Origin of the sequence: Pseudoalteromonas sp. MMG005 (assembly GCF_018101015.1) — a bacterium.
GTDB lineage: Bacteria > Pseudomonadota > Gammaproteobacteria > Enterobacterales > Alteromonadaceae > Pseudoalteromonas > Pseudoalteromonas aurantia.
In genome coordinates this window covers 258,116-274,308 of record NZ_JAGJEK010000002.1, presented here as the reverse complement: position 1 = coordinate 274,308, position 16,193 = coordinate 258,116, and the positions used below count along the sequence as shown (strand labels likewise).

General features: G+C 40.3%; 10 protein-coding genes. 7 read left to right on the top strand and 3 right to left on the bottom strand.

Going from position 1 to position 16,193, the window contains the following annotated elements; translation table 11 throughout:
• The first annotated feature begins 47 nt into the window (after positions 1-47).
• Entirely contained in the window at positions 48-2,378 is a 2,331-nt protein-coding gene (locus tag J8M01_RS03200; RefSeq protein ID WP_211056978.1) for a DEAD/DEAH box helicase, read from the top strand.
• Positions 2,379-2,494: 116 nt separating this feature from the next.
• Here J8M01_RS03200 and J8M01_RS03195 read toward each other — a convergent pair whose 3' ends face one another.
• The 3 genes from J8M01_RS03195 to J8M01_RS03185 form a co-directional block, all read right to left on the bottom strand.
• The gene (locus J8M01_RS03195; protein WP_211056977.1) at positions 2,495-5,356 is read right to left on the bottom strand and encodes a TonB-dependent receptor; all 2,862 of its coding nucleotides are present in this window, start codon (positions 5,354-5,356) and stop codon (positions 2,495-2,497) included.
• 494 nt (positions 5,357-5,850) lie between these two features.
• Positions 5,851-8,715 carry a TonB-dependent receptor gene (locus J8M01_RS03190; protein WP_211056976.1) on the bottom strand — a complete coding sequence of 955 codons (2,865 nt, stop codon included), beginning with the start codon at positions 8,713-8,715 and terminating at the stop codon, positions 5,851-5,853.
• A gap of 199 nt (positions 8,716-8,914) precedes the next feature.
• The gene (locus J8M01_RS03185; RefSeq protein WP_211056975.1) at positions 8,915-11,242 is read right to left on the bottom strand and encodes a DNA polymerase II; all 2,328 of its coding nucleotides are present in this window, start codon (positions 11,240-11,242) and stop codon (positions 8,915-8,917) included.
• A gap of 70 nt (positions 11,243-11,312) precedes the next feature.
• On the opposite strand from J8M01_RS03185, the gene dinG reads away from it, so the two are divergent.
• The 6 genes from dinG to J8M01_RS03155 all read left to right on the top strand — a co-directional run bounded on the left by dinG (position 11,313) and on the right by J8M01_RS03155 (position 16,192).
• Positions 11,313-13,382 (top strand): ATP-dependent DNA helicase DinG, encoded by a 2,070-nt coding sequence (dinG, locus tag J8M01_RS03180; protein ID WP_211056974.1) that lies wholly within the window; start codon positions 11,313-11,315, stop codon positions 13,380-13,382.
• 2 nt (positions 13,383-13,384) lie between these two features.
• Complete coding sequence (locus J8M01_RS03175) at positions 13,385-14,164, top strand: TSUP family transporter (RefSeq protein WP_192508294.1); 780 nt, start codon at positions 13,385-13,387, stop codon at positions 14,162-14,164.
• Positions 14,158-14,760, top strand: a complete 603-nt coding sequence (locus J8M01_RS03170; RefSeq protein WP_211057024.1) for a primosomal replication protein — start codon at positions 14,158-14,160, stop codon at positions 14,758-14,760. The genes J8M01_RS03175 and J8M01_RS03170 overlap by 7 nt, the downstream gene beginning before the upstream one ends.
• A gap of 122 nt (positions 14,761-14,882) precedes the next feature.
• Positions 14,883-15,155 (top strand): late competence development ComFB family protein, encoded by a 273-nt coding sequence (locus tag J8M01_RS03165; RefSeq protein ID WP_210995500.1) that lies wholly within the window; start codon positions 14,883-14,885, stop codon positions 15,153-15,155.
• Entirely contained in the window at positions 15,152-15,313 is a 162-nt protein-coding gene (locus J8M01_RS03160) for a DUF2496 domain-containing protein (protein WP_210995499.1), read from the top strand. The genes J8M01_RS03165 and J8M01_RS03160 overlap by 4 nt, the downstream gene beginning before the upstream one ends.
• Positions 15,314-15,454: 141 nt before the next feature.
• Entirely contained in the window at positions 15,455-16,192 is a 738-nt protein-coding gene (locus J8M01_RS03155; RefSeq protein ID WP_211056973.1) for an NPP1 family protein, read from the top strand.
• The last annotated feature ends 1 nt before the right edge of the window (position 16,193 follow it).

The following is a 16,193-nucleotide window of genomic DNA, read 5'->3' as shown; positions in this document are numbered from 1 at the left end:
TGATAAAATTGCGTCACTCTAAATGACGACACGTCTCCAGGAACTCGATGCACACTCTCCCAATTGATAAGATAAAAACCGATTTTCTTTCTACAATTACACACAGTGATGTGATTGTCAGTGCCGCAACTGGATCTGGTAAATCAACTTGTCTACCGATTTGGGCAAGCAACATCGGTAAGGTCCTTGTCATTGAACCGAGGAGAATTGCTTGCACCTCGCTAGCTGAGTACTTAGCTCTAAAAAGTGGCCAACCACTTGGCTCTAAAATAGGCTATGCTATTCGATTTGAAACACATTTCAATGAACAATCAGACGTGGTATTTGTTACGCCAGGGGTTGCTCTCAGGTGGTTTTTTGAGGACAAACTGAGTCAATTTCGTGTCGTTATGTTAGACGAATTCCATGAACGTCGTTGGGATATAGATTTGATGCTTGCTTTACTCAAGCAACATAAAGAACATCGCCTGATAATCACTTCAGCTACACTCAACACCAAAAAACTAACAGATTATCTTGATGCAAAACTGCTACACAGTGACGGTATCATGTATCCGGTAGAAGAAGTTTTCTTTACTTCAAATAGTAACGAAATGCCTTCAAAAGACCAGCTTATCGAACGTACAGTTGATGCATGTAGCTATGCATTAAAGCAAACGCAAGGCGATATCCTAGTGTTTCTACCTGGTAAAGCCGAAATACAGGCTGCCGCTGCCGCAGCAAAAAAATTGAATAAACTCGTCGTCAGCTTGTATGGGGGATGCGCTAAGCAACAACAAGAACTTGCGTTAAAAGCGCAAACCGAGCAACGGATTATTTTTTCCACAAATGTTGCTGAAACATCGTTGACCATACCCAATATAAGCTGTGTTATTGATTCTGGCCTAGAACGACGTACTCATCTTCGTGCAGAAAAGACAGTACTGGCCTTAGATACAATTAGCAAAGATTCTGCCAAACAACGTTTAGGACGTGCGGGACGCACGCAACAAGGCCTGTGTATACGATTATACGGGGAGTATGCACCTTTGATTTCATCCACTCCGCCTGAAATACTGCGAGAAAACCTAACTGAACTCGTATTAGCGGCATCTTGCTCTAGTCATGGTATTGATTCATTAGAGTTTATCGAAGCACTGCCACTTAAATCAAAACAGGCATCGGTAGCAATATTAACCTCGATAGGTGCCATTGATCTGCAAGGCAAGGCAACTGACTTAGGTAAGAGGTTATACCCTCTACCTATCGATATAGAGCTGGCATACCTTATCAATTCAATGCCAAATAACTCTCTTAAACAAGCCATGATTGATATTGCAGCACTGCTCACTGTTCCTGCTAAGGTTTACCAACTTCCAAAGCAACAAACGTTAATTGAATCATTGAATCTGCAGCTCCCAAATGCGTGTGACTTAGAACTGGCGATTGGGGTAGTAAGAGGCCAAGTAACCGACCTTATTATTGAGTGTGATGCACTGCGTGAAGCCATCCAATTTAGTGAGTTGCTTCGTAGTGCATTTGACTTGCCTGAACTAAAATATGCAGCAAGTTTCAATCACAGTGATTTAATTGAAGCTATCGCTTACGCTAAACCGAACTCAGTTTACATAAAGCGCCAAAACCGACGGGGTGCATTTGGCAATGGTACTATTGAAGTTATACCAGCAAAAGATTCTCGTATCAGTGCGCAATGTCAGGCAATGCTCGTGCTCAATACTTACGCATTAGCAGGAAAAGGTACTAAACAAGCTATGACTCTCGCCACACTCAATGCGCCCTTTTCAACTTCATTAATCAATAAATTAAATTTAGGGGAACATACTATAAGTCATGCAGAGTTAATCGACGATATTATCATGGTTAATTCAATATACTCTTATTCTGGTGTGCAAATTAGCGAGAAGAAGTTAATACCGCAAGGACCCGCTCTGCTTGATGCATGTTGTGAACTTATATTAAATGACAATTTATTTTCACCTATTGGAAAACAAATTAGTAAAGCAATAAAGTACCACTCACTATATAATCAGGCCAATAATATAATCGACGACACGCCTCATTCAGATTCGTACATTTATAATAAATTAAAGAGTCTTGGAGTCGATGAACAACAAGATTTAGAATTAATTGATCCTACCGATATAACTTATCAAGGTATCGAGACTTGGGAAGTGTCATCTTTCGTAGAGAAGCATCCACTTGAAATTCAATTGAATGATTTAGCAATGAGTGTTGAATATCATTTCAACGCCAAGCGGATAACGCTGCATTATCTTAATGGTAAAAGAAAAGGTTTACCTAAACGGTGGGAGCTACCGGCATGGTCTGGGTTTAGCATTAAATATAATAAGGCCAGTAAAACTGTTAATATTATTTAATTTTTTAGCTATTTAATTACTTCATTTAAAATAAAAACAGCTTTGTAATAAAATAAAAAACCTCACATAAGTGAGGTTTTTTTATTCTAAATTAGAAGTGATTTAGTTACTAATTATTAGAATGTATAATCAGCTTGAACATAGAAAGTACGTCCGTATGCATCAGCATAACGCGGGTCATAACCAACTTGGTGACCAGCAGCGCCATTGAATGAAATTGGAGGCTCTTTATCAAACAAGTTCTTAATACCGAATGAAACGTTTGCATCATCACCGTAGGCATAACCTAAACGGTAATCAAACAAAGTGTACACCGGTACTTGTCTCTGGATTAAGTTACCATCAACCACTTCTGAAACATCATCCGCTTTAGAAACGCGGAATGCAACACCAGCAGCAGCATCTCTATACCCACTTCGAGAGCGAATATTCAAGCTGTGTGTAAAGTCACCATGTGACAATGTGTTGTTGATGCTAATGATATTACGGAAAGCAACTTGCTCATCAGGACCAACCTGACCAAGGCTAGTATCCCACTCATCAGTAGTACCAACTTTCAAACTTTCGCTCTCAATTAGATAAGTACCTTGGACTGACGTTTTCAATGTACCAAAAGACAACTCGTTTGTTAAATCAAATTGCCAATCAATACCTGATGTATTTGATTTACCGACGTTTTGTGCTGAACGAACGATTGCAACTACAGTGTCGCCAGTACCTTTGTCAACCTTAGTAACAAACTTGTCTGCATACGTTGCTGAATCAAACCAGATTTGGTTTGGCTCCAAACGACGCACTTGGTTTGTCATTTCGATATTCCAGTAATCAATCGCAAAACTTGTACCTGAGTCACCAGCCCATACAAAACCTACTGAGTATTGCTCTGATTCTTCAGGAGAAAGCTCGGCATTACCTTCACGGTACATATCATACTGAATTTTCTCAGGGTTACAGTACTGTTGAAGTGGGTGATTAGTTGCACCTAAAAGTGCATTACAATCATATGCTGTTGCTGTTACACCAAATTCTAAACGCGGTGCGCCAATTTCGCGCATGGTAGGTGCTTTAAAGCCTGTACCATATGAAGCACGCACTAACAACTCATCCGTTGGACGGTAAGATGCACTGATCTTATACGTTGTATCATTTACGTCGTCACTTACACTCGTGTTACCTGTGCGTAGTGAATCAGTTACACCACCGATGCTATCGTAACGTAGTGAACCTGTTACTTCTAAGTTTTCAAGTACTGGAACAATGATTTCAGCAAATGCACCGTAGCCATCACGGTCTAAATCAAATTCAGTGCCTGCTGATTCAAATAGTACCACTTCTGCATTTTGACCTGCACCATTTGTAAGAGAATACTCAGATTGACGGTAATCGAAACCAACGCCTAAATAAACAGTACCAGCATCAATATCTGCAATTGCACCTGATAGCTTACTTTCAAATGCTAACATTGATGTATCAGTTGTTTGCCATAGGCCACTAAACATAGTGCCTGCAACCTGTTGGCGCTGTTCGTCAGAAAGGTTTTCTGGAGCATCGAAAATATCAACCGCACCTGACGTTACTAACGCCATAAACTCATCTTCTAGTGGAAAACCAGTAATACGAGTTTCATCACGCTTAGAATCACCTGCAGTCACAGCAACATCGTATGCCCATTCGTTGATTTCACCACGTAAACCAGCAACAAAGTGACTTGTCTTAGTATTGTACTCAGTTGTACGGTTACCACCTGGCAGGGTACGCCAGCGAGCAGCTACACGTGTCATATCAGCTAAAACATCAGCTGGAAGGTGAGGAATTACATTTGCCTGTACAATGCTTGAGTCTGTTGGCAACGTGAACGTACCAGTTGGATATGGTGCAACACGTGACGTCATAGAGAAATCAGTATGTGTGAATGAAGAGTAAGCTTCAGTGGTGTCATTGATTTCTGCAACACCGCTTAAGAAAAAGCTCGTTCGCTCTGATTCTGGCTGAATCTGTAATGTACTTGTGTAGTCAAACTGACATGCGGTGCCCGATGGCGCACTTGTTTCATGACACGTGCCGCCATTGTTTTTTGCGTATGGGTTGAAAGAATGTGTGGCAGTTTTATGTTTCTTATTACCGTCATCATCAAGAAGAAATTCACCAGTGTCTTTATCTGTTTGATAAACAAAATCACCAGCCTCATTACGCGTGTTATAGGTTACGTAAGCGTTAGCTGGGATCGCATTTACAGAACCCGCGGCAGCTAGATACTGCTCTCCACCATGCTCAAAATTGATGAAACCTGTTTTAGCATAATCACGATCAACAGATTGAAGGTTATCTTGCTCTTCATAACTTACTGATGCCAAGATATTGAAACCATCTGAACTTAGGTCACCAAAGCCTGTTGTTAATGAAATGCTTGAGCTTGATGTATCTTGAGGTTTGTCAAAACGCGCGCTTACTGTTGTGTCTTGAACGTCATCTTTAAGAATGAAGTTAACAACACCCGCGATTGCGTCAGAGCCATATAGTGCAGAAGCGCCATCTTTTAGGATTTCAACACGTTTTACAGCCGCTAAAGGAATGTTATTCAGGTTGATTGTACCACCTGAATCAGAAGATGGCATACGACGGCCATTTAGAAGTACTAATGTATATTCCGAACCAATGTTTCTTAATGAAGCAGTTTGAATACCACCACCACCACCACCTACAGATTCACCAGCGGTAGTAAAGCCCTGCATTGAAGGTAAAGTTGCCATTAGATCAGGTACACTTGTAACACCTGTTTTTGCAATATCGGCTGCGCTGATAACATCAATTGGTAACGCACCTTCTAAATCGGTACGTTTGATTGCCGAACCAGTAACTTCTATACGTTCAACTTGCTCACCGTCTGCAGCAAATGTATTTGCTGAAAAGGCAACTGTTGAAGCTGCACCAAATGCGAACGCTAAGCGAACAGCTTTTGAAACTTTGTTGTTTAACATGTGTTATTTCTCCCTGGGATCAGCAAATATGTAAACTACTGATCTATATAATTTTTATTTGTATGTTGAAAATTTCGATTCAATTTCAATTCAAAAGTACCGATTTCACAACTGCGTGACATACTAATCCTTGAAAAAAGCGTAGGTCAACACTTAATTAGCTTTGAGTTATACCACGCACAAGCCAATAATCCCAAATACCGGGATAATAACGTAAAATAAAAAACAGCAGAAAGCAGATTAAAAAAGGAACGTGAGCACTAAAAACAGGAGCTTAAATAAAATCACACAGATAAAAAAAGATAACAAATAGTTAAGTAAAAATTTAAAAGTGCAAAATTCGGGATTTGAAATAAATTTCAATAATTTAAATTATCGACAAAAAACATGTAAAAAAATAAGTTGTAAAATTGAATTTCAGTAAACAGGCATAAAAAAAGCCTCACTTTCGTGAGGCTTTTATACAAATAGCTAATTAAATAATTAACGAATGATTAGAACGTGTAATCAGCTTGAACATAGAAAGTACGTCCATATGCATCAGCATAACGTGGATCGTAACCTACTTGGTGACCAGCTGAACCATTGAATGTTAAAGGTGGCTCTTTATCAAATAAGTTCTTAATACCAAATGTAAAGTTTGCATTGTCACCATAAGCATAACCTAAACGGTAGTCAAACAATGTATATACTGGTACTTGCTTCTGGATAAGGTTGCCGTCAACAGTTTTTGTTACGTCATCTGCTTCTGAAACTCGGAATGCAACACCTACAGCAGCATCTCTATACCCGCTGCGTGAACGAATGTTCAAGCTGTGTGTAAAGTCGCCATGCGTCAAAGTATTGTTAACACTAATGATATTACGGAAAGCAACTTGCTCATCTGGACCTACTTGGCCAAGGCTAGTATCCCACTCATCAGTTGTACCAACTTTTAGGCTCTCATCTTCAATTAGGTAAGTACCTTGGATAGACGTTTTCAATGTACCAAATGATAACTCATTTGTTAGGTCGAAATGCCAATCAATACCTGATGTATTTGATTTACCAACATTTTGTGCTGAACGAATAATGGCAAGTACAGTATCACCGGTACCATTATCAATCTTAGTTACAAACTTATCTGCGTACGTTGCAGAATCAAACCAGATTTGGTTTGGTTCTAAACGACGAACTTGGTTTGTCATTTCAATGTTCCAGTAATCAACACCGAAACTTGTGCCTGAATCACCAGCCCATACAAAACCTACTGAGTATTGCTCTGACTCTTCTGGAGAAAGATTCGCATTACCTTCACGGTATACGTCATACTGAATTTTCTCAGGGTTACAGAACTGCTTAAGTGGGTGATTTGTTGCACCTAGAAGTGCATTACAGTCATACGCTGTTGCTGTTACACCAAACTCTAGACGAGGTGCACCAATTTGACGCATTGTTGGTGCTTTGAAGCCTGTACCGTATGATGCACGAAGTAGTAACTCATCTGTAGGACGGTAAGATGCACTGATCTTATACGTCGTATCATTTACGTCATCACTTACGCTTGTGTTACCAGTACGTAGTGAGTCAGTTACACCACCAATGTTGTCGTAACGGAGTGAACCTGTTACTTCTAAGTTCTCTAGTACTGGAACAATAATCTCAGCAAATGCACCGTAACCATCACGGTCTAAATCAAATTCAGTACCCGCTGACTCAAACAATACGATCTCGTCGTTTTGTCCTTTACCATTCGTTAGAGAGTACTCTGATTGACGGTAATCAAAACCAACACCTAAATAAACAGTACCTGCATCTAGGTCTGCAATTGCACCTGATAGCTTACCTTCAACCGCTAGCATTGATGTATCAGTTGTCTCCCAAAGGCCACTGAACATTGTATCTGCTACCATTTTGCGCTGTTCATCAGATAGGTTCTCTGGCGCATCAAAGATGTTAACCTTACCGGAAGTTACAAGCGCCATGAAAGGTTCTGTTAACGGATAACCTGTAAGACGAGTGTTTTCTTGCTTAGAATCACCTGCAGTTACAGCAACATCGTATGACCATTCGTTGATCTCACCACGTAAACCTGCAACAAAATGACTTGTTTTCGTGTTTCTTTCATCTGTACGGTTGCCGCCTGGCAGTGTACGCCAGCGAGCTGCAACACGTGTCATGTCAGCTAATACATTAGCTGGAAGGTGAGGGATCACATTATCTTGTACAACACCTGAATCTGTCGGTAATGTAAATGTGCCTGTAGGGTAAGGTGCAATACGCGATGTCAATGAGAAATCTGTGTATGACAATGAAGAATAAGCTTCAGTTGTATCGTTAATTTCTGCAACACCACTTAAGAAGAAGCTAGTACGCTCAGTCTCTGGCTGAATTTGTAGCGTACTTGTATAGTCAAACTGACAAGCTGTACCAGATGGCGCACTTGTCTCATGACATGTGTCATTATTGTTTTTTGCATACGGGTTGAAAGAATGCGTCGCTGTAACGTTTTGCTTGTTGCCGTCTTTATCAAGAAGGAATTCACCCGTATCAGCATCCTTTTGATAAACAAAGTTACCATCTGCATCACGCGTGTTATAAGTTACATAAGCATTACCAGGGATTGCATTTACAGAACCTGCGGCTGCTAGGTAATTTTGGCCACCATGTTCAAAGTTGATGAAACCTGTTTTAGCAAAATCACGGTCAATTGATTGAAGGTTATCTTGCTCTTCATAGCTTACTGACGCTAAGATATTGAAACCATCTGAGCTTAGATCACCAAAGCCCGTTGTTAATGAAATGCTTGAGCTTGACGTGTCTTTTGGCTTATCAAAACGTGCACTTACAGTCGTATCTTGTACGTCATCTTTAAGAATAAAGTTAACAACACCCGCGATTGCATCTGAACCGTATAGTGCTGATGCGCCATCTTTTAGAATTTCAACACGCTTTACAGCAGCTAAAGGGATGTTATTCAGGTTGATAGTGCCACCTGAGTCAGCAGAAGGCATACGACGGCCATTTAAAAGTACTAGCGTATACTCTGCACCAATGTTTCTTAGTGAAGCAGTTTGAATACCACCACCACCACCACCTACAGATTCACCTGCAGTAGTGAAACCCTGCATTGAAGGTAACGTTGCGATAAGGTCAGGTACACTTGTAACACCTGTTTTTGCAATATCAGCTGCGCTGATAACATCAATTGGTAACGCACCTTCTAAATCTGTACGTTTGATTGCTGAACCGGTAACTTCAATACGTTCAACTTGTTCATCACCTTCCGCAGCAAACGTATTTGCTGAAAAAGCAGCTGTTGACGCAGCGCCAAATGCGATAGCTAAACGCACCGCTTTTGAAACTTTTTGATTTAACATTTGTATCTCCCAGGACCACTTGTTAGTAGCTTGTAATTTTTCGGGCTTAAGCCTCTATATTTAATTGCACAAAAGCAACATTCACCATGAATATTAAACAAGCAGTGACGTAAGCGTCAACACTAATTATTGAATTAATGTCAATTACCTAAAACAAAAACAAACAATAAATCAACTTTCACGTAACAAACCAATGATATTAAAAAGAAAAACCCTTCTGCCCCGTTAACTTAAAAAAAACATTTTCATAGTTAGGTAACATCGTCAAAATGGGAAAAATCTGCTTTTCTATATAATGTTCGTAATCAATCTCACTTCGAACCGCATCTACACGAGGCCCATCAAATGTAATGGTATAGGCTACCAACTGGCCTTTTCGATACTTTATTGCAGGGTTTTTCATCATATGATTTCGAGCTGCCTTTACATGTGGAGGGACATTTTTTGTGTACATTTCAATCTCCCGCCCCAATCGTTTCGAATATAACAACAAACGATCCACTTTACCCTGACGGATGTTATTTATGTATTGTTCCGTTATTTCAAACAAATCTTGTCCACTAAATAACGCCTCAAATAATTCTTCCTGATAGTTTCTCGCAATTTTAGTCCAATCGCTTCTCACTGACTCCATGCCCTTAAACACCAATTTATGATGTCCTTTATCCAATACTTGTCCCACGTAACGCTTTTTTGACCCCTTTTTATCCCCACGTATTGTGGGTAAGAAAAACGGACTATAATGCGTCTCAAATTCAATTTCTAAATAACTCTGAAGCTGCAACGTCACATCACAATATTCTCTCCAGCGTTCATTAATTAAATTCATCAGTATTAAGCCAGTATCATTGCACTTTTTGACATCCCAACTTTCTGGAAGGCAGACAAATGTAGAATCTGTATCTCCATAAATAACTTCATAACCCTCAGCTTCTATCCAAGCCTTTGTTTGCATCATAATTTCATGTCCTCGCAAAGTAATTGAGCTTGAAAGTCTCGGGTCATAAAACCGACAACCTGTCGAGCCCAATACGCCATATAAACTATTCATAATTATTTTTATCGCTTGCGACAACATGGGGTCTGAGGTTAACTTAGCTTCCTGGCGAGCGTGTAGAAGCTGAGCAACGAGCTCGGGGAGATGATGATGAACTCGTGAAAAGACACCGCCATTAAAACCTGTAATAGCATCAGCAGGCGCTCTTAACCCAGTAATAAGTGCTAAAGGGTCAACTAAAAATGTGCGAATGATAGATGGGTATAAGCTCTTATAATCAAGTACAATAACATTACGATATAAGCCAGGGTTAGATTCCATAACATACCCACCAGGGCTGTCAAAACTCAGTCCGTGTTCCCCTAAATTTGGCGCGATATAACCACTGCGATGTAGCAGCGGTAAGTACAAATTGGTAAATGCCGCAACAGATCCCCCCATACGTTCTAATTCCAGCCCGGTTAATCTCGTACGAGCAATTGCAAAATCTAACAACTTCAATTTACTAAAAATGGCCAGTACTAATTGGCAATCTTGCAGGTTATAGGCAGCTAAGCTCAGCTTATCTTCATTGAATTGACGAATAATCTCTTCTAGTCGATTATCTTGCTCTAATAGCTTACTTTTTCCGAGTACATGCTTAGAGACATTAGCGAGACTGAAGCTTTCAAAGTGATACGTTGCATTTTTTAAGGTATCAATACCATCAATGACCACTCTTCCGCTGATGAGTATTCGAACATAATTACCTCGATACACATAAATAGCTTCATCATCCCTTCCTAATATCAAATCAATACCCAGCGCCAGTGCTCTTTCTGCAAGCACCACGAAATCAAACTCAATGACATTCCAGCCAATGAATACATCTGGGTCTAGCTCTTTTATTTTTGACATTAAGGTGTATAGCAGCTCAATCTCATCAGCGACCCAAATGATGTATTCATCACCCTCTTGAGGCGCTCCGACCATAATAACGCACTGAGTTTCACTGTTTGCTAGCCCTACAGAAAACAATATTCCTTCACCGCTACATTCAATGTCCAACGACAGCACTGACAATTGAGGTGTGTAGTCTGGGTACGCTTTTAACCGAGCGTCATTTATTTGCACATACCCTAGCTTTTGAACATAATTGCCAGTAACCCACACACCACCTTTAATAAATCGTTCCATTAAATAGCGGTCGTGATGCCGGATATCATCCTCATATAACGCACACTGGCCTTTTAACACGCGTTTCGCATCAAACAGCCTCTTGGCCGTCGTGAAATAACACGCACAGACCACTTCGCCATCAAAATGCTTTAACTTCACATCCCGGATATCTGTATGTATTTTTCGAGCTTGTAAAATGTGTGTGACTTTTTCAACTTCACTTTGGCGAATAAAAAACACCGGAGTTTGTGCTTCAACTATGGCTCTAAACACTCCCTGTTCAGTTTTTAGCCAAAAGCACAGATTAAGTTGACCTTTATGATTAACCTGTTGGCGTGATAATATAAATCCCGGGTAGACCGCTTGTGTCAAACCAGTTCCCCATCTAAAATAGCTCTCGATACTGTAATTATATACATATATATGAATTTAGGCGATTAACATGCTTTCAGACGCTTTGAAAAAAACGATTCGGCAAACCCATAAACACATAGCCGACAACTTAGACGGTTATCGTCCTCGTTCGAGTCAAAACTACCTAGTTGCTGAAGTTGCTAAAACACTCGCCGGTGCATATCACAAAACGCAAAGAATCTGCGTCATTGAAGCTGGTACTGGGACGGGAAAATCGCTCGCTTATTGCTTAGGTGCATTGCCACTTGCGCTTGCCAAGAAAAAGACTTTGATCATTTCTACGGCTACAGTCGCGTTGCAAGAACAATTAATCGACAAAGAGTTACCTTTTTTCAAAGAACACTCGGGCCTCGAATTTAAGTTTGACCTTGTCAAAGGTCGACAACGATATGTATGTGTTCAAAAACTCAATGCTGCACTCAGTGAAGATACAGTGCAAATGTCTATAGTGCCGACGCTCTCTTCCCCACTTTCGGACATGGAACAGCGATGTTTGCATGACCTTCAAAAGGCATATCAAAATAAACAGTGGCAAGGAGATAGAGATAGTTGGGCTGACACTATACCGGATAAAGTGTGGAACTTGATTGCGTGCGATAAACACGCCTGCCAGCGACAGATGAAATCTCACCATCTGTGTCCATTTCATCTTGCTCGGCAAAAAATGGCGCAAATGAATGTGTTAATAGTTAATCATGCATTATTGCTTGCCGATTTGGAACTCGGAGGTGGAAAGATCTTACCTGAACCTGCTGAGTCATTTTACGTTATTGATGAAGCACACCATTTACCACACATTACCCGAGATTTCTCTTCTGCTGCTGCAACAATTAAAGGCACAATTGACTGGCTAGATAAACTGCTTAAATTCAGTGGTAAAATGGCCAATGTTATCGAGTCCCAAAAAGCAATAGGACAAAATTTTAAACTCAATGATGCCGCAAATGATGCCAATAAAGATTTACGTTCAGTCCGAGATATCTTAGATAATGCTGACTTTACCTATAATGACGATGATACTTTTCGATTTGAGCATGGCGTCGTCCCCGAGTCGTTAACCAGTAAAGCCAAAGATATTAGTGATGCCACTTTAGATGCGCTTCGTTCGCTATCTAAAATGCACGATGCACTGACTGTAGATGTCAGTGATGGAGATGTTAAACCTTACTTAGCTGACCCTTTACTCGCTGAGAGCGGTCTTTATATAAATCGTTTAGAGCAGTTAAATAAACTTTGGTTTAGTTATGCAAGTAAAGGAGAAAGTGTCCCGCATGCACGCTGGATTAAACGGCTAGAATACAAACATCACCATGACCACTTACTGTGTGATTGCCCTATTGAAGTTGGATACTACTTAAAAGATAAACTTTGGCAAGAATGTGCCGGTGCCATACTTTGCTCCGCAACACTCAGTGCACTTGGTACATTTGATCACTTCGCGAAAGAAAGTGGGTTACGTAACGAGCCTGGCGTAAAATATATTCGTGCTACATCTCCGTTTGATTATCCCAAACAGGCAATCCTTCACTTACCGGCAACAACCAAAGAACCTACTGACAAAGCATTTAGTGACTATTTGGCTGATATACTCCCTACATACCTCGACAACACAAAAGCCAACCTTGTATTGTTTGCTTCGTACTGGCAGATGGAGCATGTCGTGAAACTTATACGGGCTAATAATTGGCAAGTCCTTGTTCAAGGGGAGCAGTCTAGAGACAGTTTGTTGAAAACGCACCGACAAAGAATTGATGCGGGCAAAGGCAGCATTTTATTTGGCACCCAAAGTTTATCCGAAGGACTCGACCTCCCTGGTAAATATTTAGAAAATTTAGTTATAACTAAGATCCCATTCGCAGTACCTACCTCCCCAATTGAGGAGGCTCAAGCCGAATTTGTCCAAAGCAATGGCGGGAATCCATTCCTAACCATTACGGTTCCCGATGCAGCCAAGAAATTAGTGCAAAGCTGTGGTAGACTGCTTCGAAAAGAATCGGACTTTGGCCGTATCACAGTGCTCGATAGGCGTTTAGTCTCTAAGCGATATGGTAAAGCCATGTTAGATACTCTCCCACCATTTAAGAGACAAATTGATTAATCATGTTTGAACTTGCCCTTGACCCAATGACATGGGGGTTATTATGCCTGGTTGCCCTTGCCGCTGGGTTTATTGATGCTGTTGCTGGTGGCGGTGGAATGCTGACCGTTCCGGCATTACTTACTGCTGGGCTGCCGCCTCACTTAACGCTAGGAACTAATAAACTAGCGGCCAGTTTTGGCTCCATTACTGCAAGCGTAACCTATTATAAAAAACAATTATTTAACCCTCGATTTTGGGCTGCCTCAGTGCTTGCAACTGCCATTGGATCAATACTTGGTACCCTGCTAGTTGATAAATTAAGTACTGACTTTTTAAATAAGTTATTACCCATTATCATCATCATAGTTGCCTGCTATAGTTTATTTGGTAAATTGAGCCCAACCGAAGCACACACGCTACCAGTAAAAAGTAATGTGTTAAAAATCAAGCAATGGCTTCAAGGTTTATCTTTAGGCTTTTTCGATGGCTTGGCAGGGCCCGGAGCCGGTACTTTTTGGACGGCTTCTAATAGCCTTCTTTATAAAATGAGTTTATTGCTCAATTGTGGCTTAGCCCGTTCAATGAACTTCGTATCTAATTTTATTTCGCTCATTACATTTGTTGCACTTGGACACGTCAACTTTATACTCGGTGTCACTATGGGAATGTTTCTTATGCTTGGCGCATGGATAGGCGCGCATTCAGCGATTAAGTTTGGCAGCAAACTGATAAAGCCACTTTTCAATACCATTGTGATAATCCTTGCAGCTAAGCTCATTGTTGAAGCCTATTTATCATGAACACAGCATTACAGAAATTACATAACCAAATTGAGCATTTAGCGATACAAGCTCAGCAATTCGATAATGCCAAATGGTTTGCAAAGAATCGCTATATTCAATCGCAGCCGAGTTTATTTGACCGCACTGTATTTACCACAAAAAGCCTACAACTAATCGACTATGTCAATGAAATAAAATCGGTGGTTGAACACCTTCCCCCCGCAGAAAAAAGGCACGTTTATGCTTTTGCACTGCGTAAAGTGACCACACAAATTGAAGCGATATTAAAGGTATTAAAATCCACATCGGTATGGGCTAAAGAAAATAAAATCTCCTATCCAAAGAAAAAGAAAGTTTACCGTAGTGCAGTAAAAAAAATTGTACAAAGCTCTCATGATTTGTATCAAGAGCTCTCTCAAAACCATGAATTCGAACGCAGACTTGTAGAAATGATTGAATTGCGCAAAGTCCAGTTAAATAATGCAACAAGCGCGCAATCAAGCGCACTGAACCAAGAAATTTTGACATTGCACGGCAGACTTGGGCGATGTCGAAAAGCAATTTCAGCGACCGAAGAAAAAATCCAGTTTGCAGAAAAACAACAAAACCGCTAAATTCATCAAATCAGTTCCCCATCTCTGCTCTACACTTTGTTGCCTAGGTTTTTATTGTCTAGGTCGATAAGCACCTTATTTTAGTATAAACTTATCTATATCAATTACAGTAGGAAAACATAATGAAACTACATGACGACGTGCATAATTATTATGAAAAAATTATGCTAGACCTGCTGATTGAACGAGGTCTGAGTACACAGTATAGCGATGAAGTGATGGCTGACTTTTGTTGTACAATTCTAAATCAACTCCCAGCGCGTTATATACGCTACGATGTTGACATGGCATTTTATTTACCTCAGCATGAACGAATTCAAATGGAAAAGCGTGTCAATATTGCTATCGATGTCGCAATGAGCCAAGTTGCCAAAAAAAGAGCTACGCCAGAATGAGCAGCCCACTAGAATCAGCCCCCTCACATATAAAACTGGCCATCGATTTAATTATGTTGTTAGAGCAACATGATTTACCTGAGACTGAAGTACTTGCTGCACTTGAACTGGTAAAAGCTGATTACCAGAACAAACTAAAAAATACTTCAACAAAGTAATGGTTGGCAATAATATAGATTTTATCTTGTTGTAATAAAGCGAGATTATAGTCGTCATTTTACGAGTATATAAGATGACAATATTACTAAAACCACATACCTTAACGAATATGTTTTTTTTTATTTCCTTTAGCCTTTCTTATGAGCCCAATCTCAATTGCAAACGACTTCGTAGCTCTAGCAGAGGCTCTTCCTGAAGATTATGTTATCAATAATACCGAGCCCGTTTTTGATTTTGACACTGACGGTTGCTTACCTAGCTCTGGAATAAGTCAGGAAGGGATTAAAAATACTGGCCTAAAAACCTCTCAAGGACTCGGCACAAACTGCCGAGCGCTATCATTTCTTAACACGTCAAATACCTTTCATCGATACGCTTGCCATGAAACTGTCAACGGGAAGTTTTGCGGCCACTTTTACGCCCTGTACTTCAAAAAAGACCAAATTTTTCCGTTTTTCGGTGGTGGCCATCGCCATGATTGGGAATATGCGGCTATATGGACACATGACTCTGTTGTAACGCATGGTAGCTATAGTGCACATGGCAAACTCGTTACAAAAATAGCAAATGAATTACCTTTTGAAAACGGCCACCTAAAAATCGTCTATCATAAAGACGGAATACTCACCCATGCATTGCGTTTTGCGAAAAACACCGAGTATGCAGAAAATGAATATAACCGATTTGTTACACCCCCTATTGTAAGCTGGTATGAAATACAAAGCGATGGCCTCGATAATACAGCCTTTAGGGAAAGATTAAATCGTTTTGACTATGGCTCAGCAACGCTGCCCATTAAAGATAGTCGCTTTCTAACTAACTTAAATAAGTTTAAACCCGCACACTATCCCGATTTTGCGCAATCAGACTTAAATTAAA